General features: G+C 73.6%; 24 protein-coding genes. 12 read left to right on the top strand and 12 right to left on the bottom strand.

Annotated elements, in window-relative coordinates:
• Nucleotides 1-20: 20 nt before the first annotated feature.
• Genes WIS52_RS03925 through WIS52_RS03910 form a run of 4 tightly spaced genes read right to left on the bottom strand, consistent with a single transcriptional unit; the run spans nt 21 to nt 4,224 of the window.
• Entirely contained in the window at nt 21-770 is a 750-nt protein-coding gene (locus WIS52_RS03925) for a gamma-glutamyl-gamma-aminobutyrate hydrolase family protein (RefSeq protein WP_349296681.1), read from the bottom strand.
• Nucleotides 767-1,483, bottom strand: a complete 717-nt coding sequence (locus WIS52_RS03920; protein WP_349296680.1) for a substrate-binding periplasmic protein — start codon at nt 1,481-1,483, stop codon at nt 767-769. The genes WIS52_RS03925 and WIS52_RS03920 overlap by 4 nt, the downstream gene beginning before the upstream one ends.
• The gene (locus WIS52_RS03915; RefSeq protein WP_349296679.1) at nt 1,480-2,991 is read right to left on the bottom strand and encodes a glutamine synthetase family protein; all 1,512 of its coding nucleotides are present in this window, start codon (nt 2,989-2,991) and stop codon (nt 1,480-1,482) included. Before WIS52_RS03915 ends, WIS52_RS03920 begins: the two co-directional genes overlap by 4 nt.
• A gap of 18 nt (nt 2,992-3,009) precedes the next feature.
• Nucleotides 3,010-4,224 (bottom strand): cytochrome P450, encoded by a 1,215-nt coding sequence (locus WIS52_RS03910; protein WP_349296678.1) that lies wholly within the window; start codon nt 4,222-4,224, stop codon nt 3,010-3,012.
• 150 nt (nt 4,225-4,374) lie between these two features.
• Between WIS52_RS03910 and WIS52_RS03905 the strand changes: the two genes are divergently transcribed.
• Both WIS52_RS03905 and WIS52_RS03900 read left to right on the top strand, forming a co-directional pair.
• Nucleotides 4,375-5,148, top strand: coding sequence for a FadR/GntR family transcriptional regulator (locus tag WIS52_RS03905; RefSeq protein ID WP_349296677.1), 774 nt, complete (start codon nt 4,375-4,377; stop codon nt 5,146-5,148).
• A complete protein-coding gene (locus tag WIS52_RS03900; RefSeq protein WP_349296676.1) occupies nt 5,145-5,858 on the top strand; it encodes a cache domain-containing protein in 714 nt (237 codons plus the stop codon). Before WIS52_RS03905 ends, WIS52_RS03900 begins: the two co-directional genes overlap by 4 nt.
• 2 nt (nt 5,859-5,860) lie before the next feature.
• Here the strand turns inward: WIS52_RS03900 and WIS52_RS03895 are convergent, their stop codons facing one another.
• On the bottom strand, nt 5,861-6,646 hold the full coding sequence (locus tag WIS52_RS03895) for a gamma-glutamyl-gamma-aminobutyrate hydrolase family protein (protein ID WP_349296675.1): 786 nt from the start codon (nt 6,644-6,646) through the stop codon (nt 5,861-5,863).
• Between the two features lie 176 nt (nt 6,647-6,822).
• On the opposite strand from WIS52_RS03895, the gene WIS52_RS03890 reads away from it, so the two are divergent.
• The 3 genes from WIS52_RS03890 (at nt 6,823) to WIS52_RS03880 (ending at nt 9,908) form a co-directional block, all read left to right on the top strand.
• Nucleotides 6,823-7,869 (top strand): LLM class flavin-dependent oxidoreductase, encoded by a 1,047-nt coding sequence (locus WIS52_RS03890; RefSeq protein WP_349296674.1) that lies wholly within the window; start codon nt 6,823-6,825, stop codon nt 7,867-7,869.
• 155 nt (nt 7,870-8,024) lie between these two features.
• Nucleotides 8,025-8,693, top strand: coding sequence for a GAP family protein (locus tag WIS52_RS03885; RefSeq protein ID WP_349296673.1), 669 nt, complete (start codon nt 8,025-8,027; stop codon nt 8,691-8,693).
• A 60-nt stretch (nt 8,694-8,753) separates the two neighbouring features.
• Nucleotides 8,754-9,908, top strand: coding sequence for an AI-2E family transporter (locus tag WIS52_RS03880; protein WP_349296672.1), 1,155 nt, complete (start codon nt 8,754-8,756; stop codon nt 9,906-9,908).
• 34 nt (nt 9,909-9,942) lie between these two features.
• Here WIS52_RS03880 and WIS52_RS03875 read toward each other — a convergent pair whose 3' ends face one another.
• The 3 genes from WIS52_RS03875 to WIS52_RS03865 all read right to left on the bottom strand — a co-directional run bounded on the left by WIS52_RS03875 (nt 9,943) and on the right by WIS52_RS03865 (nt 13,596).
• Nucleotides 9,943-10,725: a LacI family DNA-binding transcriptional regulator gene (locus WIS52_RS03875; RefSeq protein ID WP_349296794.1), complete on the bottom strand. Its 783-nt coding sequence runs from the start codon at nt 10,723-10,725 to the stop codon at nt 9,943-9,945.
• Between the two features lie 100 nt (nt 10,726-10,825).
• Nucleotides 10,826-12,661, bottom strand: coding sequence for a glycoside hydrolase family 2 protein (locus WIS52_RS03870; RefSeq protein WP_349296671.1), 1,836 nt, complete (start codon nt 12,659-12,661; stop codon nt 10,826-10,828).
• 230 nt (nt 12,662-12,891) lie between these two features.
• Nucleotides 12,892-13,596, bottom strand: coding sequence for an IclR family transcriptional regulator (locus tag WIS52_RS03865; protein ID WP_379610253.1), 705 nt, complete (start codon nt 13,594-13,596; stop codon nt 12,892-12,894).
• A 438-nt stretch (nt 13,597-14,034) separates the two neighbouring features.
• On the opposite strand from WIS52_RS03865, the gene WIS52_RS03860 reads away from it, so the two are divergent.
• The 7 genes from WIS52_RS03860 (at nt 14,035) to WIS52_RS03830 (ending at nt 20,427) form a co-directional block, all read left to right on the top strand.
• Complete coding sequence (locus WIS52_RS03860) at nt 14,035-15,111, top strand: aromatic ring-hydroxylating dioxygenase subunit alpha (protein ID WP_349296670.1); 1,077 nt, start codon at nt 14,035-14,037, stop codon at nt 15,109-15,111.
• Complete coding sequence (locus WIS52_RS03855; protein WP_349296669.1) at nt 15,108-15,311, top strand: hypothetical protein; 204 nt, start codon at nt 15,108-15,110, stop codon at nt 15,309-15,311. The genes WIS52_RS03860 and WIS52_RS03855 overlap by 4 nt, the downstream gene beginning before the upstream one ends.
• Complete coding sequence (locus tag WIS52_RS03850; RefSeq protein WP_349296668.1) at nt 15,308-16,309, top strand: PDR/VanB family oxidoreductase; 1,002 nt, start codon at nt 15,308-15,310, stop codon at nt 16,307-16,309. Before WIS52_RS03855 ends, WIS52_RS03850 begins: the two co-directional genes overlap by 4 nt.
• Nucleotides 16,310-16,359: 50 nt before the next feature.
• A complete protein-coding gene (locus tag WIS52_RS03845; protein ID WP_349296667.1) occupies nt 16,360-17,298 on the top strand; it encodes a LysR family transcriptional regulator in 939 nt (312 codons plus the stop codon).
• Between the two features lie 83 nt (nt 17,299-17,381).
• The gene (locus tag WIS52_RS03840) at nt 17,382-18,689 is read left to right on the top strand and encodes an FAD-dependent oxidoreductase (RefSeq protein WP_349296666.1); all 1,308 of its coding nucleotides are present in this window, start codon (nt 17,382-17,384) and stop codon (nt 18,687-18,689) included.
• A 17-nt stretch (nt 18,690-18,706) separates the two neighbouring features.
• A complete protein-coding gene (locus WIS52_RS03835; RefSeq protein ID WP_349296665.1) occupies nt 18,707-19,987 on the top strand; it encodes an aconitase X catalytic domain-containing protein in 1,281 nt (426 codons plus the stop codon).
• Entirely contained in the window at nt 19,984-20,427 is a 444-nt protein-coding gene (locus WIS52_RS03830; RefSeq protein WP_349296664.1) for an aconitase X swivel domain-containing protein, read from the top strand. Before WIS52_RS03835 ends, WIS52_RS03830 begins: the two co-directional genes overlap by 4 nt.
• A 111-nt stretch (nt 20,428-20,538) precedes the next feature.
• Here WIS52_RS03830 and ligM read toward each other — a convergent pair whose 3' ends face one another.
• The 4 genes from ligM to WIS52_RS03810 form a co-directional block, all read right to left on the bottom strand.
• Nucleotides 20,539-21,942 carry a vanillate/3-O-methylgallate O-demethylase gene (gene ligM / locus WIS52_RS03825; protein ID WP_349296663.1) on the bottom strand — a complete coding sequence of 468 codons (1,404 nt, stop codon included), beginning with the start codon at nt 21,940-21,942 and terminating at the stop codon, nt 20,539-20,541.
• Nucleotides 21,943-22,075: 133 nt separating this feature from the next.
• Nucleotides 22,076-22,351 carry a muconolactone Delta-isomerase family protein gene (locus WIS52_RS03820; RefSeq protein WP_349296662.1) on the bottom strand — a complete coding sequence of 92 codons (276 nt, stop codon included), beginning with the start codon at nt 22,349-22,351 and terminating at the stop codon, nt 22,076-22,078.
• A 20-nt stretch (nt 22,352-22,371) separates the two neighbouring features.
• Complete coding sequence (locus WIS52_RS03815) at nt 22,372-23,076, bottom strand: alpha/beta fold hydrolase (protein ID WP_349296661.1); 705 nt, start codon at nt 23,074-23,076, stop codon at nt 22,372-22,374.
• A 109-nt stretch (nt 23,077-23,185) separates the two neighbouring features.
• A complete protein-coding gene (locus WIS52_RS03810) occupies nt 23,186-23,896 on the bottom strand; it encodes a PIG-L deacetylase family protein (protein WP_349296660.1) in 711 nt (236 codons plus the stop codon).
• Between the last annotated feature and the right edge of the window lie 57 nt (nt 23,897-23,953).

Raw genomic sequence — 23,953 nt, 5'->3', positions numbered from 1 at the left:
GTCCACCGGCCCCGCACCGGTCAGCGACGGTGCGGGACCGGGCCCGGGGAGCGGGACCGGACCGGGGTCTCGGGACCGACGCCGACGGCCGTACCCACGACCCAGTCGAACAGCGCCTGGTGCCGCGGGTCGCGCTCCGCGTCGTCCTCGGGGTGCCACTGGATCGCGACGACCGGTGCGTCCGGGTGCTCCAGCCCCTCCACGACGCCGTCCGGCGCGACCGCGGTGACGACGAGCCCGTCGGCGACGGCGTCGACCGCCTGGTGGTGGTACGACGACACCGCGATCCGTCCGGCCCCGACGATCCCGGCGAGCCGGCTGCCCGCGGCCACCTCGACGTCGTGGGTCCCGTTGCGGTGCAGCGTGCCCTCGTCGCCGATGTGCTGGTCGATCGTGCCGCCGGAGATCGCATTGAGCAGCTGGAACCCGCGGCAGATCGCCAGCAGCGGGACGCCCTCGGCGATCGCCGCCCGGACGATCGAGGCCTCGAACGCGTCCTGGCCCGCGTGGTCGGCCGGCACGGTGCGCGGGTCGGGCTCGGCGCCGTGCGTGGCGGGCAGCAGGTCCGCCCCGCCCGGGACGACGATCCCGTCGCACCGGCGGACCCGCTCCCGCGGGTCCAGCGGGCTCTCGGCGAACAGCGTGTGCGGCTCCCCGCCGGCGCGCGCGATCGACCGCAGCACAGCGACGGCGACGGCGTTGCCGGCGAACCGCAGGCCGTGCACCCGGTTCGACCACATCCCGGTGACGCCGATCAGCGGCGCGCTCACCGGACGTCGTCCGGCACCAGCGGGAAGTCGAGATCCGGCATCCAGCGGTGCCACGCCGAGGCGAGCGAGCCGTCCGCCGTCACGGCGGCGATCGCCTCGTCCAGCGCCCCGCGCAGTGCGTCGTTCCCTGGCCGTATGCCCACCGCCCACCGGTTGCGGGTCCGCGCGACGAACGCGTTGACCAGCCCCGGGTCGCGGCGGGTGAGCGGGATGTTGACGACGTCGTCGTCGACGAAGCCGTCGATCGTGCCGTTGCGGGTCGCCTCGATCATGTCGCCGAACACGTCGTCGCTGCTGCCGAAGCCGACCAGCTCGATGCCGCCGAAGGTGCGGGCCAGCTTCTCGTTGGCCGAGCCGGAGATCGCGCCGATCCGGTAGCCCGCGAGGTCGTCCGGGCCCCTGGCCGGGTCGCCGGCCCGGACCACGAGGGTCTCGTCGAAGATCGCGTAGGGGAGCGTGAAGTCCACCTGGGCCGCGCGCTCCGGGGTGACGCCCTGGCCGCACCAGACGGCGTCGGCCCGCCCGTCGCGCACCGCGGGCAGCATCGCCTCCCAGGCCAGGAACACCCACTCGACCTCCCGGCCCAGCCGCGCCGCGACCAGCGCCGCCGCGTCGGGCTCGTACCCGGTGCGGGTCGCGCCGTCCGGGCTGCGGTGGAACAGCGGCGGCGCCTCGGAGTCGATGCACGCCAGCCGCAGCGGGGGCGCGCTCACGGGATTGCCTCCCAGTACTGCTTGTACTCCCACTCGGTGATCGTGCCGCAGAACCGCGCCCACTCGTCCGACTTCAGGTCCAGGTACACCGAGGTCAGCGCCTCGGGGATCGCCTCGTTCAGGTAGTCGTCGGCGCGGAAGGCCTCGATCGCCTCGCCGAGGGTGCGCGGCAGCCGGATGCCCGCCACGTCACCGCCGGCCGTCTCCGGCTTGCCCGCGTCGAGCTCTCGTCGCAGACCGTCCTCGATGGACGCCAGCAGGTACAGGTGGGACAGGTACGGGTTGACCGACGCGTCCGGCAGCCGGAACTCCATCCGCCCGTTCGACGAGATCCGGACGGCCGCGGCCCGGGTGTCCAGCCCCCAGGTCGGCTCGTCCGGGGCGAACTGGCCGGCGTCCCAGTAGCGCTTGTAGGAGTTCACCGTCGAGCCCATGACCAGCATCGAGCCGGGGGAGTGCACCAGCATCCCGGCGATCGCGTGCCGGGCCCGCTCGGTGACGTGCAGCTCGACGCGGCCGTCGTCGACGATGTTCTCGGCGTCCTCGCCGGTCCCGCGCCACAGGCTCAGGTTGTGGTGGCAGCCGTTGCCCATCTTCCCGTTGGTCGGCTTGGGCATGAAGCTGCACTGCAGGCCGAGCTCGCGGGCGACCTGCTTGCAGATCTGCCGGTAGGTCACCAGCCGGTCCGCGGTCAGGCCGGCCCGGTCGTAGTGCCAGTTCAGCTCCAGCTGGCCGTCGTCCTCGTAGTCGCCCTGGATCATGTCCAGGCCGAGCGCGCGGGCGTAGCGGATCACCCGCTGGTAGACCGGCCGCATCCGTTCGAGGTTCTCCACCTGGTAGGCGGGGCTCTGGCCGTCCTTCGCCGTCACCTCCATGCCCGGCCCGGCCCAGGTCATCTCCGGCTCCAGACCGGAACGCAGCTCCAGCCCGGTCCGGGCGGTGAAGCCGGAGTGCGCGAGCTCGCACACCGCGCGGGTGTCGAAGGGCATGATCCGTCCGCCGACGCCCGGCAGCTGCGGGGGCTCGTAGGCGCGGCAGAAGACCCTCGCCACGGTGGTGTCCCAGGGCAGCACCTGCAGGGTCTCCGGCTGCGGCAGCGCCCAGAACTCCCGGGCCTCGATACCGCCGCCGATCAGGTAGCCGGACCGGTCGGACTGCAGGTCGGTCAGCGCGGTGCGGTGGAAGGCGATGCCCGTGCCCAGCATCCGGCGCAGGTGCCCGGCCGGGGCCACCTTGGCGACGGTGCGGCCGCCGATGGTGGGGATCATGTAGTAGACGAACTCGACGCCCTCCTGGGCGAGGGTCTCCTCCAGCCGGCCGACGTCGGGGGAGTCCACATTGGCCGCTCGGTGCCGGTCGAAGGCCTCCCGGTCGCCGAGCGCGGTGCGCAGGTCCTCGCCGAACCGGTTCGGGCCGGAGTCCACCGCGGAGCCCACCGCGGCGCCGGTCGGAACGGCGGTGACGGTCGGGCCGGCGCCGCCGGGGGCGTCCTTCTGGGACAGCGTCATGGTCGGCTCCTCGGCTCGTCAGGCGCGCGCGGTGAAGGTGATCGGGTAGCGGATCGGGCCGGTGTTGCCCGAGTCGGGCAGCCACTCGTCGCCACCCGCGGGGTGGACGTCGGTCAGCCGGCCGGTCAGCACGCGCAGCGCGACGGCCAGGTCGGTCCGCGCGATCTGGTGGCCGATGCAGTGGTGGATCCCGCCGCCGAAGGTGCGGTGCGGGCGGCGCTCCTCGGCGGTGACGTCCACGTCGCCGCCGCCGGGGTAGGCCCGCGGGTCGGTGCCCGCGGCGCGGGTGAACAGGTGCACCGTGGTGCCCTCGGTGATCTCCACCCCGCCGAAGGAGAAGGTCTCGGCGGCCTCACGGGTCACCCAGGTCGTGGTCGGGGCGACGCGCAGCGCCTCCTCGGTCGCGGCCCGGGCCAGCTCCGGGCGGGACGCGACCAGCTCCCACTGGTCCGGGAGGCGCAGGAACGTCCGCAGCATCAGCCCGAGCTGGTTGCGGGTGGTGTCCATCCCGCCGAACAGCATCAGCACCACCGCGTTGCGCAGCTCGGCGGCCGAGAGCCGGTCGCCGTCCTCGGCCGAGGTGTGCACCAGCTGGGACACGATGTCCTCGCCCGGATCGGCGACCCGTGCCGCGATCAGGGTCTCGACGTAGTCGTGCAGCGCCCGCACCGCCGCGTCGATCCGGTCGATGTCGTCCCGGACCGACACCGTCAGTGCCAGGCCGATCGTGTTGGCGTGCTCGGCGATGAACGGCCAGTCCGAGTGCGGGAGCGCCATCATCGCGCACAGCGCCCGGGTCGCGTACGGCTCCGCGAACTCGCTCACGAACTCGGCGTGGCCGCGGCCGGCGAAGGAGGAGACCAGCTCCTCGGCGACCTCGGTGAAGACCGGCTCCAGCCGCCGGGCGCTACGGGTGGAGAAAGCGGGGTTGAGCAGCCGCCGGATCCGGTGGTGCTCGTCGCCCTCCAGGACGAGCAGGTTGCGCGCCCACCAGGCGTGGAACGGTCCGTCGTGCACCCCGTGGTGGTCCGGCCAGCGGGCGCTGCCCTGGACCAGCGACGGGTGCCGGAGCAGCTCGGTGACCTCGGCGTAGCGCAGCACCGCGAGCCCGTAGTTCGTGCGGGCGTACCAGGACCGCTCCCGCGCGTCCCGCACCGCCTCGGAGTGCATCGAGAACGACGGGTCGGTGATGTCGAGGTACGGAGCATCGGTCACGTGCGGTGTTCGGTTCATCGGACTGCTTCCTCGAAGACGAGCACGACGGCGACGTGGCGCGGGAGGAATAAACTACGAGTGAAGGTATTCGCGCCGCAAGAGTCCGATCGGCGGCGTCCGGGTGTCCGAAACGCGCTACGGTGCGCGGCGACGACGAGGAGGGGGACCGTGTCCGACCGGAACGGGCTGCTCCCGGCGTTGGCCGAGGACGGTGCGGCCGCGAACGGCGCCGGCATCGCCGACCGGCTGGCGTCGTCGATCGCGCTCGGGGTGTTCTCGCTCGGGGAGAGGCTGCCGACCGAGGTCGACCTCGCCCGGCAGTTCGGGGTCGCCGTCGCGACCCTGCGCAAGGCGCTGGCGACCTTGCGCGAGCACGGTCTGGTGGAGACCCGCCGCGGCCGGTTCGGGGGCACCTTCGTCGTGCGGGCGCCGTTCCCGTCCGATGGGGAGGCCGCCGACGCGCTGGCCCGGGCCGGCGTCGTCGATCTGCGCGACCTGCACGACGAGTACGTCGCGGTCGGGTCGGCCGTCGCCGGGCTCGCCGCGACCCGGGCCGTCGCGTCCGGGGTGGACGGGCTGGCCGAGGTCGCCGCGCGGATGCCTCGGGCGCGTACCGCGCCCGAGCGGGCCACCGCCGACAGCCGGTTCCACATCGAACTGGCGGTGCTCGCCCAGTCGCCGCGGCTGCTGCGGTCGCTGCTGCGGTTGCAGAGCGAGGTCAGCTCGCTGTACTGGTCCGGCGCGGTCACCGGCACCGACGTGACCGTGGCCGGTGCGGTGCACGCCGAGCACCTCGGGATCGTCGAGGCCGTCCGGGCCGGGAACGCACACCGTGCCGAACGGCTGATGACCGAGCACGTCCACGACTGCGTCTACCGTCTGATCGACGCCAAGATCGCGCTCGGCCGGGAGCCGGTCGCGACGGAGAGGTCCACCAGATGACCCGTGATCCGCAGCCCGATGACGCCGTGGTCGAGCTCTCCGGATGGTTCGCCTGCGTGTTCGACGGGATCGAGGCGATGAACCGCGACTTCACCGCGCTGATCGAGCAGGTCAGCACCCCCGACGACGGCGTCGCCCGGCTGGCCGAGTCCGGCCGCGCGGCGCTGCGCGGGCGCGTCGGGCGGTTCCTGGGCGAGCACCGCAGCACCGACGGGGCCGGGTTGGTGTTCGCCCGCCCGGCCGACGCGACGTCGCCGAGCGCGATCGAGTGGTGGGTGCGGGGCAGCGGCGGGGACATCGACCGCTACCGCTTCGGGACCGACCCGGCCGCGGCCGGCTTCTACGAGTACGAGCGGCTCGAGTGGTTCGTCCGCGCGTACCGCGACGGCCGGCCGTGCATCGCCGGCCCCTACATCGACTACCTCGGGGTGGACCAGTACATCGTGACCCTCACCGTGCAGGCCGTCGCGCACGGGCGGCCGATCGGGGCCGCGGGCGCCGACATCCGGGTCAGCGACCTCGAACGCGCGCTGATGCCGATCATGCGCCGGGTGCCGGGGGCGGCCGCCGTGCTGAACACCCACGACGCCGTCCTGGTCGGGAACTCCAGCCGCCTGCTGACCGGAGACCGCATCGCCGAGATCCCCGACGGTTTCCGGCTGACCCCGCTGCCCGGCTCGCACGACCTGCTCCGCCTGCTGCACCGCTGAGTTCAGCGCCGCGCGGCACGCACCAGGGCCCCGAAGATGCGTGCGCGGTCGCCGGGATCGGCGGCCGGCTCCTCCGGGTGCCACTGCAGGCCGACGACGAAGCGCCGGTCGGTGCGCTGGGTTCCCTCGACGACCCCGTCGGCGGCGCGCGCCGTGACGACCAGCCCGTGCCCCGGGCGGTCGACGGCCTGGTGGTGGCCGTTGCGCACGGGCACCCGGCCGCGGCCGAGGACGGCGTGGATCAGCGAGCCGGGGACGAGCGCGACCTCCTCGTCGACGAACACCGGCTCGCCGGACCTGCCGCGATGCGGGTTCTCCGGCCCCAGGTCCCCGACCAGCGTGCCTCCCGAGGCGACGGCGAGCAGCTGGGACCCGCGGCAGATCGCCAGCGTCGGCCGGTCCTCGCCGATGCCCGCGTCCAGCAGCGCGAGGCAGAACTCGTCCGCGGGCCGGTACACGCCGTAGAGACCCGGGACCGGGCCGTCCACGCCGTAGAGCGCGGGGTCGACGTCGCCACCGCCGAGGAACAGGAGACCGTCGTACGCGGCGACCACATCGGACGGTGCCGGGAGCTCCGCGGCGCTGCTGTCGACGAGCACCGGCCGGCCACCGCCGTCGCGGACCGCCGTGAACGCGGTGGCGGTCAGCTCGGCCATCAGGTCCCGGCTCTCCGCGGTCATGCCGGGGAACCACAGCGACACCACGACGGCGATCCGCGGCGCGTCCGCGGGCACCTCCCCGGACTCCGGCTCGAACCCCGACGGGTCCACGACCACGTCCCGTTCCACGACAGCTCCCCTCGACACCGGCCCATCATCGCCGCCGGGCCGCCGTCGTGTTACCGCAGTGGTACACAGTCGACACCGCGGACCGGCACTCTAGGCGCCGCGCTTGACATCTGCTTCCATATGTTTCCGCGCGGACGTGACCCACGCCACGGAGTCCGGCCCCAGGAGGAGTGCCCGTGAAGTTCAGCTACGTCATGCTTCCCGACTATCCGCTGACCGAGTCGCTCGAGTCGATCAAGCTCGCGGACGAGCTCGGGTTCCACGCCGTCTACGCCGCGGACGAGACCTGGCACAAGGATCTCTGGCTGCTCTTCGCGGCCGCCGCCGACAAGACGACGAACATCCGGATGGGCCCGAGCGTCTCCGCTGTCGTGCTGCGGGAACCCTCGCTGATCGCCCAGGCGACCGCCACCCTGGACGAGCTCACCGGCGGGCGCGCCGAGGTCGTGCTGTCCTCGGGCAACTTCGGCCTGCTGGCCCAGTACGGGATGGACTGGAGCACCCAGAAGCCGCTCTCCCGGGTCCGCGAGGGCGTCGGGGTGATCCGCACCCTGCTCGACGAGGGCGCGATCACCCACGACGGCGAGTTCTTCACCTACAACGGCCTGTTCACCTTCGCCCGGCCGGTGCAGGACCGGGTCCCGGTGAAGATGGGCGCGATGGCCGGCCCGAAGTCGTTCCAGGTCGCGGGGGAGGTGTCCGACGGCTGTCACCACGCGCTGGGTTACACCCGCGAGGCCTACCAGTACATGTACGACAACATGAAGATCGGTGCGGACAAGGCGGGCAAGAACGTCGACGACCTCGACATCGGCGCCTGGTGCGTGTTCGCCGTCGGCGAGGACTCCGCCGTCGCGAAGGAGGCCGCCAAGTCGATGGTCGGGCTCTACGCCTCGGCGATGCCGGACTCGCTGCTCGAGCGCAACGGCGTCTCCCCGGAGGAGATGAAGCCGATCCTGGACAAGTTCGTCGCGGGTGACCTCGCGGGCTCGATCGACGCCACCCCGGACGCGCTCGCCGACAAGCTCTCGGTCGCCGGGACGCCCGAGGAGTGCGTCGCGAAGATCGAGGAGATGAAGGCGGGAGGTGCGAACCACATGATCTGCGCGATCACCGACGCCACGCTGGTGAAGACGTTCATGGGCCGCGACCTGCCCGGCGTCGCGACCGTGGACGAGCAGCTGAGGCTGATCGCGGAGAAGATCATGCCGCAGTTCGCCTGATCCGGCGCGGAATGCGGCCGGGGTGGCACAGCGCGGACCACCCACCCCGGGTGATGCGTGCCGTCCCGGGCCCGGGAAGCCTGCCCGCCGGGGAGGTGCCCGGTGCAGCCACGACGGCGGGAACCAGGCCCCGGAGCCCTCCCGGGGGACCCGGGGTGAGCACGGACGTCCTGGTGCTGGGTCTCGCGAGCGTCGTCCGGCCGACCGCCGTGGCCGCCGTCTACGCGTTTCTCTCGGCCCGGTCCCCGGCCCCGTTGCTGGTCGCCTACCTCGCGGCGGGACTGGCGCTCAGTCTCACCGTCGGCGTCGGAGCGGTGACGGTCTTCCACGTCACCGCCCCGCCGCCGACCGCCACCAGCGGCGGCCGGGCCGTCCTGGACGTCGTGCTCGGCGTGGTCGCCCTCGGGGCCGCCCTCTACTACCTCTGCCGGCCGGTACCGGACCCCGGCAGGGCACGGCCCGAGCGCCCACCCTCGGCCGTCCGGCGCCGGCTGACCGAACCCACCGTGTCGAGCGCGGCGGTCGCCGGCGTCGTCACCCACCTGCCGGGGTTCTTCTACCTGGCCGCGCTGGCCGCGATCGTGGCGAGCGGCCCCGATCTCGTCGGGGGCCTGCTGCAGGTCGGTCTGTACAACCTGCTCTGGTACTCGGTCCCGCTGGCGGCCCTCGCATCCTGGACGTGGCGCCCCGAGGCCACCCGCGGCGCGGCGGCGTGGATCACCGGGTGGGTCCGGGAACGCCGGACGGTGCTGGTCGTCGTGGTCCTCGCCGTCGTCGGCCTCTACCTCGGGACGGTCGGCACCTACCAGCTCCTCACCGGGTGAGCCGGTAACTCATCCTCCGTGCGTGAGGCCGTCACGTCCCGGCCGGTGCAGCCTCACCCGATGACCGTGCCCGCGGAGCCCACCGGCCCGGCCGTCCCGGCGACCGCGCCGCACACCCCCGGCGCCCTGCCCCGGGCCCTGGTCCTGCTGCTCGGCATCGCGGCCGCCGTGATCGTGGTGGTCGGTATCCGCGCGACGGCCTGGCTGGTCGGACCGGTGTTCCTGGCGCTGATCATCGTCATCGCGGCCTACCCGGTCCAGCGGTGGCTCCGGGACCGCGGATGGCCCGGCTGGGCCGCGACCCTGGCGCTGGCCCTGGTCATCAACGCCGGTCTGCTGGCGCTGATCCTGGTCGTGCTGGTGTCGGTCGGCCAGCTCTACACGGTCCTGCCGCAGTACTCGGCCCAGTTCGACGCCCTGCTCGCCTCGGTCGAGCACACCCTCGCCGGCCTCGGCATCGGGCAGGCCCAGCTCCGTGCCGCGACACAGTCGTTCAGCCTCAGCTCGCTGGTGGGGGCGGTGGGCGGCGTCGTCTCCGGCGTCTCCGGGGTCCTCACCGTGATCGTCCTGGTCCTGGCGCTGCTGCTGTTCTTCATCGCCGACGCGCGCTCGTTCGACAAGCGCCTGGACAGCATCGCGGGCGAGCGCCCGCAGGTGGTGCGCGCTCTGGAGAGCTTCGCGACCGGCACCCGCAGCTACCTGGTGGTGACCACGGTCTTCGGCTTCATCGTCGCGGTGCTCGACGGCATCGCCCTGCAGCTCATGGGCATCCCGCTCGCGGTCCTCTGGGCGATCCTCGCCTTCATCACCAACTACATCCCGAACATCGGCTTCGTCTTCGGCCTGGTTCCGCCGGCCCTGCTGGCGCTGCTGATCGGCGGGTGGCAGCTGCTGGTCGCGGTGGTCGTCGTCTACTGCGTCCTGAACGTGGTCATCCAGTCGTTCATCCAGCCCCGCTTCGTCGGCAACTCGGTCGGGCTGTCGGCGACCGTCACGTTCGTGATGCTGCTGTTCTGGGCATGGGTCATCGGCCCCCTCGGCGCGCTGCTGGCCATTCCGCTGACGCTGCTGGTCAAGGCGCTCCTCGTCGACGTCGACGGGCGGGCCGCCTGGGCGGACGCCCTGCTGCGGACCGACGCCGAGGAGAGACCCCGGCCGACGCCGGAGCCCCCCGGGGCGGGCGATGCGACCGGGCCGCAGCAGGCGCCGTCCTGAGCGGGACCGGGTCCGGGGCGTCGCCGGATGTCGATCACGGCCTATCGAGCCGGGTCGAGGACTCCCGGACCACCACCTCGTGCGGCACGACGACGTGCTCCGCCGGCGGGCAGGCCCCGTCGATCCGGTCGGCCAGCCGGGCCACCGCGGCCGCCGCGATCCGGTCGGCGTGCGGCTCGAGCGTGGTCAGGGTGGGGTGCAGGTAGGCGCCGTCGGGCACGTTGTCCCAGCCGGTCACGGCCACGTCGTCGGGGACCCGCACTCCCATCCGGCGCAGCCCGGCCATCACCCCGATCGCGAGCAGGTCGTCGGCGCAGACCAGCGCGTCGATCTCCGGGCCCGCGGCGAGGAGCCGGCGGGCGGCCTCGGCTCCCTGCTGCTGGGTGAAGTTCGAGACTGCCGCGGGCTCCGGGGCGATGTCGGTCGTGGCCCCGACGAACCCGGGCGCGGTGCGCCCCTGGGCGAGGACGTGCGCCGTGACGTCGTGTGCGGCGGCGACGTTGTCGATCCGGACGACGTCGAGGGGGGTGTCCCCGGTGCTCTCACCGAGCAGGACGACCGGCATGCGCTCGGCCAGCGACTCCAGCTCGCTGCGGGTGGCGAAGGTCGGGCTGAACACGACGCCGTCGAACGCGACCCGTTGCAGGGAGTCCGCGGCGTGCCGTTCGTCGCCGCGCCGCTGCCCCGCCTGTTCCACGAACACCGCGTACCCGCGCTCCGCCGCGGCGGCGAACGTCGCGTCGACGAGCACGGCGAAGTAGGGGTTCACGATGTCGGGCACGACGAGCGTGAGCGTGTGCGTCCGCCCGCCGCGCAGTTGCCGGCCGACGACGTCCGGCCGGTAGCCGAGCTCCTCGATCGCGGTGAGGACGCGGTCCCGGGTGGCCGGCCGGACGTTCGGCCGGGCGACATGGGTGTCAGTATCGGCGATCGCCGTCCTCGTAGGCCGCCGGGCGGAGCTGGGCCTTGCGGACCCGCTCGACGTCGAGCTTGTCGCCGCGGTCGAACCGGTAGATCCCGTTCTGCTCCTGCATGACGTCGGTCAGCTGGGTGTAGCAGTAGCCGAACATCCGCGGGTCGGCCAGCAGGACGCCGGTGAGCCCCTCGAACCGCCGGTGGAATCCCTCCTCGTCGCGGACCCGGGTCCCGTAGCCCCACGAGGTGTACGCGTCCTCGCCGTCACCGGAGCCGTCCCGGGCGGCGGCGTCCGGGTCCCACCAGATCCCGCCGAACTCGGAGAGGAAGTAGGGCTGCCCGGCGTAGTCCACCGAGATCACGTCCCCGGCGTGCGACAGGTTGACGTACGGGCTGCCGTCGGCCGACCACGCGACCTGCTCGCGGAACGCCTCCGGGTCCTGCTCGTAGCTGTGCGAGTCGTACACGTCGGTCTCGGGGACCCGGTGCGAGTACCCGGAGGCGTCGATCACCGGGCGGGTCGGGTCGGCCAGCTTGGTGGCCAGGAACATCGCCCGCGTCACGTCGTCGAGCACGGTGATCCGGTCGTGCAGCGCCTGGTCGGTCTCGTTGAGCGGGCACCAGCCGACGATCGAGGGGTGGTTGCGGTCCCGCTCGAGCACCTCCAGCCACTGCGTCACGAACGACGCCGTCGGCTGCTGGTTGTGCCCCTTCACCCCCAGCCCGCGCACACCCCAGTCCCCGAACTCGCCCCACACCAGGTAGCCGAGCCGGTCGGCGTGGTAGAGGTAGCGCTCCTCGAACACCTTCTGGTGCAGCCGCGCGCCGTTGAACCCGGCGCGCAGCCCGAGCTCGATGTCGCGGACGAGGTCGGCGTCGCTCGGCGCCGTCATGAGCGACTGCGGCCAGTAGCCCTGGTCGAGCACCAGGCGCTGGAAGACCGGCTCGCCGTTGAGCAGCAGGGCCCGGCCGTCGACGGCGACCGAGCGCATCCCGGCGTAGCTCTGCACCCGGTCGACCTCGGCGCCGTCACCGTCGAGCAGGGTGACCACGAGGTCGTAGAGGAACGGGTCCTGCGGGTTCCAGGGCCGCAGCCGGTCGTCGGGGACCGCCAGCGCGACCGACGGGGCGAGGTCGAGATCGGCGCGGGCCCGTCCCTCGGCGACGGTCCCGGCGGCGTCGGACAACACGGCGACGACCTCGTGTCCGGCGTGGTTGCCGCTCAGCCGGCTCCCGACCGTGAGGGTGCGGCCGGCGAGGTCGGGCGTGAGCTGCAGGCGGACGACGTGCTGGGCGGGCACCGCCTCCAGCCAGACCGTCTGCCAGATCCCGGTGGTGCGGGTGTACTGGGCGTGCGAGTTCTCGTACCAGGTCGCCTGCTTGCCGCGGGCCTGTGCGTCGTGCCGGCTGTCCCGGGCGCGGACGACGATCCGCACCGGCCCGCCGGCCGTGACGTGCTCGGTGATGTCCGCGGTGAAGGAGCTGAACCCGCCGCGGTGCCGGGCGACCTCGACGTCGTCGGCCCAGACCGTCGCGTCGTGGTCGACGGCGCCGAAGTGCAGCAGCACCCGGTGGCCGTCCCAGCCGGCCGGGACGTCGACCGTCCGGGCGTACCAGACCGCCTCCATGAAGTCGGTGCGTCCGATGCCGGACAGCTCGGACTCGGGCGCGAACGGCACGGTGATCCGCTCGGCGAGCTCGCGGGTGCGCAGGCCCCGTTCCAGACCGGAGTCGCCCAGGTCGACCTCGAACTCCCACTCGCCGTTCAGGCACCGCCACTCCGGGCGGTACAGCTGCGGGCGCGGGTGCTCGGGACGCGGGATCGGGTGGTCGTTCACGTGCGCGGGTTCCCTTTCGTGAGACTGATCGAACGGTGGGAGGACTGTCATCGGCCGCCGAGGCCGGTGGTCGCGATGCTCGCGACGACCTGGTGCTGGAAGAACAAGCCACGGTGCGACAGGCCGCTGCGAGGGTGCGCGGCCGTCGCCGCGGTGCGAGCTGCCGACGTGTGACGCGCGAGATCGGCGCCGGGGTGCGCGGACCCGGGGCGGGCGCACGGCGCGCAGGGTCAGGGGCCGTCGAGCGCCCGGGAGATCGCGCGCGCCGTGGTCCGCACCGGCGTCGCGAGCTGGTGCGGCGCCGCGGTGCCGTACCGGACGACGAGCGACACCGCGGCGACCGCACGGCCGGCCCGGTCGAGGACCGGGGCGGCGACCGACAGCGCGTCGTCGGTGACCTGGCGGTCGCTCACCGCGAACCCGCGGGTGTGCACGTCGGCGAGCATGCGTCGGAGCTGCCCGGGATCGGTGACCGTGCACGGCGTGTGCGCCTCGATCCGGGTGGACAGGACCTCGTCGACCACGTCGTCCGGGGAGTGGGCGAGCAACACCAGCCCGACGCCGGTACTGGTCAGCGCGAATCGCCCGCCGACCCGGGTCAGCACCGGGACCGCGCCGCTGCCCGCGAGCCGCTCGACGAACACCAACTCCGTCCCCTGCCGTACGGCGAGCTGCGCGTTCTCCTGGCTGACCTGGCACAGGTCCTCGAGGAACGGCAGCGCCCGCTCCCGCAGCCCGCCGCCGCGCGGGGCCAGCGAGCCGGTCTCCCACAGCCGCAACCCGATGCGGTAGGCACCGTCCTCCCCACGTTCCACCGCGCCCCAGTCGACGAGCGGCCCGAGCAGCCGGTGGACGGTGGAGATCGGCATCCCGGTGCGCCGGGCCAGCTGGCTCAGGGTGAGCGCGGGCCGGTCCGCGTCGAAGGCCGCGAGCACCGCCAGCCCGCGGGCGAGGACGGCCTGACCGGTGGTCCGCTCGCGTTCCGGCGGCGGATCGGCCGCCCGCCCGGACCCCGTGGTGCGCACACACGCCTCCTCACCCGGCCGTCGGCACGGCTCCATCGGACACGATCCTGCCCGCACGGCGCCGTTCCGCGGAACCCGCTGCGCCCGCTCCACGCTCCGCCGCCGCACCGGCGCGGCGCTGCCTCGCACCCCGCCCAGAGGGCGCCGCACAGTGCGGCGGGGCGCCACGGGGTGCGAAGCCGGGGCGTCGTCGGTCGCGCGTCGGGCGGGTCGGATGTCCCGATCCACCTGCGGGTTCCGGCCGGACTTTCCGGTGGACGGGAAGGTCGTCGCTGCCCGGCCCGGGCGGACTGCACTCTCTCGACGGCGGCACCGCAGCCGTCCGGAGCCCTCGGAGAGGTGGTCGCCGTGACCGAACCCGTCAGCACAGCCCTGCCGCGCGACCGCTGGTTCGTCGCCGCCTACTGCCGGGAGATCGGCCACGAGCTCTTCTCCCGCACCGTCTGCGGGGAGTCGATCCTGTTCTGGAGGACCCGGTCCGGCGAGGTCACCGCGATGGCCGACCGGTGCGTGCACCGGCGGTTCCCGCTGTCCCAGGCGCCGACCCGGCTGGTCGACGACCGGGTGGTGTGCGGGTACCACGGCTTCACCTACGGCGCCGACGGCCGCTGCGTCGCCGTCCCGGGCCAGACCCGGGTGCCGCGCACCGCCCGGCTCGCCCGCTACCCGGTCGTCGAGCAGGACTCGTTCGTCTGGGTCTGGATCGGCGACCCCGGCCGAGCGGACGTGACCACGATCCCGCGCGCCACGTGGCTGAACGATCCGCAGTGGACAGTCGTGAGCGGGATGGAGCCGCTGCGCGCCCGGTTCGGTCTCCTGGTGGACAACCTGCTGGACCTGTCGCACGAGACCTACCTGCACGGTGGCTACATCGGCACCCCCGAGGTGGCGGCCACGCCGATCACCACCGAGGTCGACGACGACGCCGGAGTCGTCCGGGTCAGCCGCCGGATGGCCGACGCCGAGTGCCCGCCGTTCTACTCCCGCTCGACCGGCCTGTCGGGGCGGATCAGCCGCTGGCAGGACATCGAGTACTTCCCGCCGTGCCTCTACACGCTGCACTCGCGGATCGCGCCGCTCGGGTCCGTCCCGCACCCGGACGGCTCGGACCCCGACGCCTTCCACGTCGAGGTCGTCTACGCGATCACCCCCGAGACCGCGACGACCACACACGATTTCTGGGCCGTCGCCCGCGACTTCGCCCGGGACGACCAGGAGGTGTCGGAGTTCCTGGCCGAGCAGAACCGCACCGTCGTCCTGCAGGACGTGGCCGCGCTGGACGTTCTCGAGCAGGTCGTCGCGACCGACCCGCCGGGCTCCCAGGAGCTCTCGATCAACATCGACACCGGCGGGCTGGCCGCGCGCAGGATGCTGGCGGCGATGACCGCGCCGGCCGGTGCGGCGACCGAGGTGGGGGCGCGATGAGCGGGCTGCTGCTGACGATCCGCTGGCTGCCCGGCGACGACCGGTTGGAGGCCACCTGCCACTGCGGCGCGGTCGCGGTGCTGGACGGCCCGGAGGAGGCCTGGTCATGGCTGCGCGGACACCCGCGGGACCACCGGACCCACGAGGCGGCGGCCTCGCCGCGCGCCACCCGTCCGGAGCCGTCGGGAGTGGCCGGATGAGCGCCCCCTCCCCGGCCGCCGCGGCCGACACCGTCCACCCGGCCGACGCCGTCATCCCGACGGACCTCGACCTCGTCGTCGCGGCGCGGACGGCGGTGGCGAGCGAGGTCGTCGCACTGGACCTGGTCACCCCGGACGGCGCGACGCTGCCGCCCTGGACCCCGGGTGCGCACGTCGACCTGCTGCTCGACGACGGACTCGTCCGCTCCTACTCGCTGTGCGGCGACCCGGCCGACGCCGGACGCTGGCGGATCGCCGTGCAGCGTGAGGCAGCCGGCCGCGGCGGGTCGGCCGCGGTCCACGAGCGACTCGTGCCCGGCGCCGGCATCCGGGTCCGCGGGCCGCGCAACCACTTCGCGCTGGTCCCGTCGGCGTCCTACCGGTTCGTCGCCGGCGGTATCGGGATCACCCCGCTGGTCCCGATGCTCGCGGCCGCCGAGGCGGCGGGTGCCGACTGGCGGCTGACCTACGGCGGTCGCAGCCTGGCGACGATGGCGTTCGCGGTCGAACTGCGCGAGCGCTACGGCGACCGGGTCGAGCTCGTTCCGCAGGACCGCGACGGGCTGCCGGACCTCGGCCTGGCACTCGCCGCGCCGGACCCGGACGTCGCGCTCTACTGCTGTGGGCCGGTCCCGATGCTGGACGCGGTGGCCACGGCGTGCGCGGACCGTCCCGGTGCGCTGCACGTCGAGCGGTTCGCTCCCGCCGAGCCGGTGGACACCGGCGCCGACACGGCGTTCGAGGTGGAGCTGGCCGGGTCCGGCCGGGTCCTGACGGTGCCGGCCGACCGGAGCCTGCTCGACGTCCTCGAGGAGGCGGGCGCGATGCCGCTGTCGTCCTGCCGGGAGGGCACCTGCGGCACCTGCGAGACCGGGCTGCTCGCCGGCGAGGCGGACCACCGTGACGTGCTGCTCACCGCGGAGGAGCGCGACGCCCACGAGACGATCTTCCCGTGCGTGTCCCGGGCCCGCTGCGCGCGACTGGTGCTCGACCTCTGAGGCCGCACGATCCACAGCGGACGGACACCCGATCGTGGAAGGGTCGGGGCATGCGGGATCCGGCGGTGCACCTGGCGAACCTCGACCTGAACCTGCTGGTGTCGCTGCGGGAGCTGCTGCGCGAACGCAACGTCACCCGGGCCGCGAGTCGGATCGGGATCTCACAGCCGGCGGCCAGCGCGGCGTTGTCCCGGCTGCGCCGGCACTTCGACGACGAGCTGCTGAGCAGGCACGCCGGCGGCTACGTGCTCACCCCGCTCGCCGTGGCGCTGGCCGACCAGACCGAGGCCGTCTGCGCCGCGGCGGAGCGGCTGTTCGGCACCGGTCACCGGTTCGACCCGCGGACCTCGACCCGGGGGTTCACGCTCCTGCTGGCCGACTACACCGTCGCCGTTCTCGGCCCTGCGCTGTCGGCGGCGATGGCCGAGCGGGCACCGGGCGCGGACCTGCGGCTGCGGCTGGTCCGCGAGTCCTTCACCGCCGACATCGGACGGACCATCCGCCTCATCGACGGGATGATCGCCCCGCCCGCGGCCCGGTTCGACCAGCCGGAGTTCCGCTCGGTGCCCCTCTTCTCCGACCGCTGGGTCTGCGTGGTCGACCGGTCGAACCCGGCCGCCACCGGTCCGCTCACCCTCGACCGGCTCGCGGCGATGCCGTGGGTGGTCCCGTTCGCCCCGGACCGGGGGATGTCCGGGGCGTCGCCGCTGTCCGGGCAGGTGGCCCGGCTGGGGCTGGAGCCGGAGACCCGGATCAGGGTGGAGAGCTATCTGGCCGTTCCCTACCTGGTCGCCGGTACCGACCGGGTCGCGCTGGTGCAGGAGCGGCTGGCGGACCAGGTCGCCGACCGCCTCGGCCTGGCGGTCCTCGAGTGCCCGGGCGAGCCCGGGCCGATCCGGGAACGTCTGTGGTGGCACGCCGACCTGGACGCCGACCCGGCCCACCGCTGGCTGCGGGACCTCGTCGTGGCCCTGGCCGCGGAGCTGTGAACTGGAGCTATTCGTCGGGTCGATGGCCGTCAGGTCGATCGTCTATTTCCGGGGCCCGATCCCCGGTCCCTAGCGTGTGAGCCATGCCTCACCCGCTCACCGAGCTGCCGGTCCGCACCGTCGTCCGGGACGGGGCCGTGCGGCCGTCCGACCCGGCCGAGCACATCGTCAACGCCGACGTCTGCGTACTCGGCGCCGGGATCGCCGGGCTGTCCGCGGCGATCGAGTCGGCCCGGCTGGGCCACACGGTACTGCTCGTCGACGCCCTGCCGGTCCTCGGCGGCCAGATGGTCAACTCGCTGATCGGCCTGTTCTGCGGCGTCTACGGCAACGCTCCCGAGCACCGCCGGCTCACCCACGGGATCCTCGACGACATCCTCGCCGACCTGGGTGCGAGCGGGGACCTGTTCCACCGGGTCGGGCACACGACGACCGTCGGCTACGACGAGGTCCGCCTCGGCCGCTGGGTCGAGGACACCGTCCGCGAGCACGGCATCCGGGTGCTGACCAACGCCTCGCTCACCGGGGTCGACCGGGACGGCGACCGCATCGAGGGGCTGCGCGTCGCCACCCGCTACGGAGCGGTGGATGTGCGTGCTGCCGGTTTCGTCGACGCCAGTGGGGACGCCGCGCTGTGCTGGGCCGCCGGGCTGGAGTGCCGGTTGCCGGACCGGGAGATCTACGGCAGCCAGCAGCTCGTCGTCGAGCACCTCGACGAGTCGGCCGCGCCGGAGCCCGGCGAGCTGGCGGCCCGGGTCGCCGACAAGGCCGAGCGGTACGGCCTGCGCCGCAAGGACGGGCTCGCGTTCTACTTCCCCGGGCGCGGCACGGCGGTGCTGAACATGACCCACATCGAGGCCCCGCTGGACCCGATCGCCGCCGCCGAGGCGCAGATGGAGGGCAAGGCGCAGGCCGACCGCGTCGTCGAGTTCCTCCGGGCCGAGTTCCCGGAGGTGTTCGGCAAGGCCGCGGTCCGGTCCTACGGGCTGCCCGGCCGCCGGCAGACCCGCTGGGTGGCGGCGACCCACCAGCTGACCGTCGACGAGGTCCGGGCCGGGACCCGGTTCCCGGACGCGGTGGCCCGCACCGCCTGGCCGATCGAGCTGCACGACACCCCGGACGGCTACGTCTGGGAGACCTTCGCGCCGGACCACCTGCACTACGTGCCGCTGCGGTCGATGACCCCGCCCGCCGTCGGGAACCTGCTGGCCGCCGGGCGCTGTGTCGACGGCGACGCGGCCGCACTGTCCAGCGTGCGGGTGATGGGCCCCTGCGCGGCGATGGGGCACGCGGCGGCGCACGCCCTCGACCTGGCCGGGCCCGACGGCAGCGTGCACGAGCTGGACGCCGCGGAGCTGACCGGCCGGATCCGGGAGAACGTCCAGGACTGACCACGAAGGAGACGCCAGTGATCCTCACCGACGAGGAACGCAGGATGCACGACGGTGGGGACGGCTCCGCCGTCGCCGCGGCGATGGACCTGCTCGTCCGCTACGGCGAGGCGCTCGACGCCGAGCGGCTCTGCACCGTGCGCAACGTGGCCGGCACGACCACCCAGCCGTCGCCGCTGAAGGCCCGGCTGGTCGCCGAGGGCGGCTGGGACCGGGCCTTCTCGGTGATCAACCTCGATTCCGACGAGACGCACGAGATCCCGCCGATGGCGGTGCCGACCTGCCAGCTGCAGCAGGGGTTCGGGCCGGACTCGGCGGGCACCGTTCCCTACCCCGCGGACTTCGTCGCCCTGCAGTCCGACGCGGAGGCCTTCTACGGCCGGCGCGGTGTCTCGATCCTGGCGACCTGCACGCCGTACCAGGTGGGGAACCTGCCGGTGCGCGGCGAGCACTGCGCCTGGATGGAGTCGTCGGCGGTGGTCTACGCCAACTCGGTGCTCGGCGCCCGGACCAACTGCGAGGGCACCGCGTCGACCGGGGCGGCGAGTCTCACCGGCCGGGTGCCGTGCTGGGGCAACCACCACGACGCCCACCGGCGCGGCACGCACGCGATCCGGGTGGAGACCCCGGTGGAGTCCTTCCTGGACTGGGGCCTGCTCGGCTACTTCACCGGCGACGTCGTGCAGGAGGCACGCCCGGTCGTCACCGGTGAGTGCGCGCTGCCGGACTTGACCGACCTGAAGCACTTCGGGGCGGCCGCGGCGTCGTCGGGCGGGGTGGAGATGTTCCACGTGCCCGGGGTGACGCCGGAGGCTCCCACCGTCGAGGCCGCGTTCGGCGGCGGCCCCGTCCCCGAGGCCGTCCGGTACGGGGCCGCGGAACGACGCGCGATGTACGAGCGGCTCAACGACCGCGGGACGTCCGAGAACGTCGACTTCGTGCTGCTCGGCTGCCCGCACGCGTCGCTGGACCAGGTCCGCGACGCCGCCCGGGCGCTGGAGGGCCGCCGACTGCACGAGGGCACCGAGCTCTGGATCATGGCGCCGCGGGCACTGGCCGCGGTCGCCGAGCGCAGCGGGTACATCGAGGTCATCGAGTCCGCCGGCGGGAAGGTGCTCACCGACTCCTGCCCGGCGATGTCCCGGGTCGCGCCGGCGGGGACCCGGGTGTTCGCGACCGACTCGGCGAAGCAGGCGCACTACCTGCCGGCGATCCTCGGTATCGAGGCCTGGTTCGGCACGACCGCCGAGTGCGTGGACGCGGCCGTGACCGGCCGCTGGCGAGGGGAGCTGCGATGAGCGACACGGGGCTGGACGACACGGGGGTCCGGACGGTGCTGCGTGGGCGCACGATGGTTCCCGGGGTGGTGGAGGGCGAGGCGCTGGTCTCCCCGGAGACGATCTCCGGCTGGGGCGGGATCGACCCCGCCACCGGCACGATCATCGAGGCCCGGCACGCGCTGGCCGGGGTCTGCTTCACCGGGCGGATCCTCGTGTTCCCGGGGGCGAAGGGGTCCTCGGGCTGGTCGGGGTTCTTCCAGTCCACCCGGCTGCTGGATACCGCGCCGCTGGGCATGATCGTCACGGTGACCACGACGAAGGCCGCGCTCGGCGCCGTCGTGACCCGGATCCCCTCGATCGCCGACCCGGACGCGGACCCGCTCGTGGTGCTCCGCACCGGCGACCGCATCCGCCTGGACGCGACCGCCGGCACGGTCGACCTGCTGTACCGCGCCTGACGTCCGGGCCCGAGGGACACAGGAGCGCTGTCGGCACAAGATCGAACAGCTCCGTGGTACCCCTCGAGCTCCGGACGCCCGCGGTCGGGCGGGCGGCCGGGGCGGGGGCTGTCAGACGGTGGCGGTGGCGGCGGTGCGCCAGCCGGTCTGGTAGGTCTCGCGGGCCATCCTCGTGTACGGGGTGGGGCTGACGATCGCGCGCACCGTGAACTGCTCGTGCGGCTGCACCGTGGTCTTGCGGGTGCCGCCGTCCGGCTCGCCCCAGAGCACCCGCACCTCCGCGCCGAGCGGCACGTCGGGGTCGACCGTGGCCAGGGAGAGCGCGCGGCGCTCGTTCGCGCTGTACCCGGTGAACATCGACAGCCCGACGCTCCGGCCGTCGGCGTCGACCACCGAGTCGAAGTTGGACGAGCCGTAGTTGGCGTTGGGCAGGTCGAAGAACTGGTAGGCCGGGCCGTCGGAGACCGGCGCGGCGAGCAGGGTGGCGACGTCCTCGGCGTTCCACTCGAGGGTCACCTTGCGGCGCTGGGCGGCCGGGTCGATCGCCTCCAGCGCGGAGCGGCCGACGAAGTCGTGGTCGAACTTCACGAAGTTGCCGTACCCGAGCTCCCACGGGTTGGTGTAGTAGTCCTCGATGTCGCCCGAGACGAAGCTGCCGGCCAGCGCGTTGGTCGCCTCGTAGCCGTTCGGCGGCAGCCACTCGCGATAGGCCCGCAGCTCCTCCCCGGTGTAGACGGCCGGCAGCGGTGAGGGGATCCAGCCGGACTCCAGGGTGTTGCACGAGTACGCCCGAGCCCCGGCCGGCTCCAGGCCGAACTCCCGCCCGGCCTCCAGCACGGCCTCCCGGATCCGGTCGTAGGACTCGTAGGGCCCCCAGATCTCCAGGCCGGGGGCGCCGGCCATGCCGTGCCGCAGCGTCCGCACCTGCTCCCCGGCGATGGTCATCGTGCCCATCCGGAAGAACTTGACCTTCTCCACCGGGCCACCGTGGACCTTCTCGATGACGTCCCAGGCACGCGGCCCCTGGATCTGGAACCGCCACACGTCGCGCGTCACCGGCCGGCCGTAGGGCCGCGACGGCGACCGGTCGTCCTGGCGGAGGTCGACGTCGTAGTCCCGGGCCTTGAAGGTCAGCCAGTTGGCGACCGGCGCGCGGCCGACGAACACGAACTCGTCCTCGGCCAGCCGGAACAGGATCCCGTCGCCGATCACCCCGCCGCCCGGTGCGACCGGTACGAACTGCTTCGCCGAGTCGACGGGGAAGTTCGCGGTGCTGTTGATCCCGGTCTCGGTGAACAGGTCGAGGGCTCCGGCGCCGGAGACCCAGAGGTTGACCATGTGGTGGGACTGGTCGAACAGCACCGCGCTGGACTGCCAGGCGAGCACCTCGCGCCGGAAGTTCGTGAACTCGGCCGGGACGACCGGATAGACGTAGGCGCCGAGCTGGGAGTTCCGGAGCAGGTCGACGGTGTCGCCCGCCCGGTCGAGGACGTCCTGCAGGTTCTTCGCGCTCATGAGACACCCGTTCTGCGTGGAGGTGGGCCGTTCTGCGCCGACGCTAGGAATCGGCGGGGCCGGTGTGGAGCGAGGAACGACGGCGGCGCGCCGGCCGGACCCGGCCGGTGCCGTGCGACGTTCGACGTAGGGGTCAGCGTTCCTGCGGGTGGGTGGCCAGTGCCTCGACGTGCACGTCGAGCCACGGCCACATCGGCAGCGACGCGAGCGCGTCGTGCAGGGCCGCCGCGTCGGGGGCCTGGTACAGCCCGAGGGTGGCGTTGCGGCCGGGCACCCGCCAGAGGCGGCACAGCGTCCCGTCCGCGCGCAGCTGCATCGCCCGCTCCCGCTCACCGGCGCGCAGCCGCTCGCGGACGTCGTCGGGGGTCTCGGGCGGCAGCCGGTTCTCGGCACGGACCAGGAACTCCATGGGGGTACTCCTCTGCGGGGCTATCGGGCGAGGTCGAGCAGCAGCGCGGCGAGCTCGTCGGGGGCGGTGACCATGGCCTCGTGCCCGGTGGCGAGCTCGTCGCGGGGCCAGCCCAGGTCACCGGCGCGGCCGGCCTGGGCGTCGAACACCCGCATCCAGTCGGTGCACTCGACGAAGAACCCGGGCACCTTGCGCTCGCGGCCGGCCAGCCGCAGCGGCTCGGTGTAGGTCAGCCAGGGGTGCGGGGTGAGCCGCGGGGCGAGCCACGCGAGGTCGTCGGGTTCGGTGACGCCGAGCCGTTCCAGCGGGCGCACCGGGATGAGCCAGCCGAAGCCGGGCCCGTCGACGGACTCGCGGTAGTGCGCGGCGACCCGGGCGGGGAGCAGGTCGATCGCCGCGACGCCGTCCTCGCCGACGAAGGCGTCCAGGTGCACCCGCAGGCGCAACCGTTCCGGCACCCGGTCGGCTACGCCGGTGATCACCTGGCCGGCGTAGCTGTGTCCGACCAGGACGGCGTCGGTGACGTCGTGCGCCTCCAGCAGCGCGACGACGTCCTCGACGTGGGTGGACAGCCCCACCTGCGGCGAGAGCAGGTGTGCGCGGTCGCTGAGCCCGCTCAGCGTCGGGGCGAGTACCTCGTGCCCGGCCGCGCGCAGGGCCGGGACGACCCGCTGCCACGCCCAGCCGCCGTGCCAGGCGCCGTGGACCAGGACGAAGGTGTTCATGCGGTGCCCCCCGCCTCGTGCGCGGTCGCCACCCCGGCCTGGCGCAGTCCGTCGACGACCTCGGGCGCCGGCCCGCGCCGGGTCCGGACGATCACATGCCCGCCCCCGCTCATCCGAGCGTCCCCGCGACGGTCGGGAACACCCGCTGGAACGCCTCGGCCTGCTCGATCGACCGGTGTCCACCGTTGCGGACCGCCTGCACGCCGCGACGCGCCCCGAGATCGGTGTAGTAGGAGACCAGGTGCGCCTGCGCCCCCATGCACTCCATCGCCGCCTGCTTGCGGTCGAACACCGGGGTGATGTCGAGCAGCAGGTCGGGGGAGAAGCCGCACCGCTCGGGCTGGTGCGGCTCGAACTGCAGCACCTGGGGCGCGCCGATCACCGGCGTGGCGGGGTCGTGCCCGGCGGCCTGCGCGACCTGGCGGGCCAGCAGCGTCGCCTCGCGCGCCGCGTCGTGGTCGCGGTTCCAGGGATCGTTCGCGACGTGGGTGAGCAGGACGTCCGGGCGGGCCGCGCGCATCTCGCCGACGATCCGGAACAGTCCCTCGTCGTCGATCCTCAGTGGATAGTCCCCGAAGTCCATGAACCCGATTGCGACGCCGAGCGCCTTCGCGGCCGCCTCCGCCTCTCCGCGGCGGGCCTCCTTGACCCGCTCCAGGCTCATCCCGTCCTGTCTCCAGAGCCCGGGTGACTCGCCGCGCTCGCCGTAGCTGAGGCACACCACCCGGACGTCGTCGCCGCGCGCGGCGTGCAGCGCGAGCGCGCCACCGGCCCGCCAGACGAAGTCACCGGAGTGGGCACTGATCACCAGGACGTTCACGTCCGTCGACGCTAGGGACGCCGACGGGCCGGGGGACGCCGCGAACGACGCGACCCA

It is taken from the genome of Pseudonocardia nematodicida, from assembly GCF_040105385.1.
GTDB lineage: Bacteria > Actinomycetota > Actinomycetes > Mycobacteriales > Pseudonocardiaceae > Pseudonocardia > Pseudonocardia nematodicida.
The sequence above is the reverse complement of the archived record's forward strand: the minus strand, read 5'-3'. Positions and strand labels throughout refer to the sequence as shown.

Excerpts from the sequence above, each read along its gene's own strand:
- WIS52_RS03845 (WP_349296667.1), top strand. The coding sequence starts at position 16,360 with ATGCGGGATCCGGCGGTGCACCTGGCGAACCTCGACCTGAACCTGCTG.
- WIS52_RS03830 (WP_349296664.1), top strand. The coding sequence starts at position 19,984 with ATGAGCGACACGGGGCTGGACGACACGGGGGTCCGGACGGTGCTGCGT.
- WIS52_RS03850 (WP_349296668.1), top strand. The coding sequence starts at position 15,308 with ATGAGCGCCCCCTCCCCGGCCGCCGCGGCCGACACCGTCCACCCGGCC.
- WIS52_RS03820 (WP_349296662.1), bottom strand. The coding sequence starts at position 22,351 with ATGGAGTTCCTGGTCCGTGCCGAGAACCGGCTGCCGCCCGAGACCCCC.
- WIS52_RS03880 (WP_349296672.1), top strand. The coding sequence starts at position 8,754 with ATGACCGTGCCCGCGGAGCCCACCGGCCCGGCCGTCCCGGCGACCGCG.
- WIS52_RS03915 (WP_349296679.1), bottom strand. The coding sequence starts at position 2,991 with ATGACGCTGTCCCAGAAGGACGCCCCCGGCGGCGCCGGCCCGACCGTC.
- WIS52_RS03910 (WP_349296678.1), bottom strand. The coding sequence starts at position 4,224 with ATGAACCGAACACCGCACGTGACCGATGCTCCGTACCTCGACATCACC.
- WIS52_RS03900 (WP_349296676.1), top strand. The coding sequence starts at position 5,145 with ATGACCCGTGATCCGCAGCCCGATGACGCCGTGGTCGAGCTCTCCGGA.
- ligM (WP_349296663.1), bottom strand. The coding sequence starts at position 21,942 with ATGAGCGCGAAGAACCTGCAGGACGTCCTCGACCGGGCGGGCGACACC.
- WIS52_RS03815 (WP_349296661.1), bottom strand. The coding sequence starts at position 23,076 with ATGAACACCTTCGTCCTGGTCCACGGCGCCTGGCACGGCGGCTGGGCG.
- WIS52_RS03840 (WP_349296666.1), top strand. The coding sequence starts at position 17,382 with ATGCCTCACCCGCTCACCGAGCTGCCGGTCCGCACCGTCGTCCGGGAC.
- WIS52_RS03855 (WP_349296669.1), top strand. The coding sequence starts at position 15,108 with ATGAGCGGGCTGCTGCTGACGATCCGCTGGCTGCCCGGCGACGACCGG.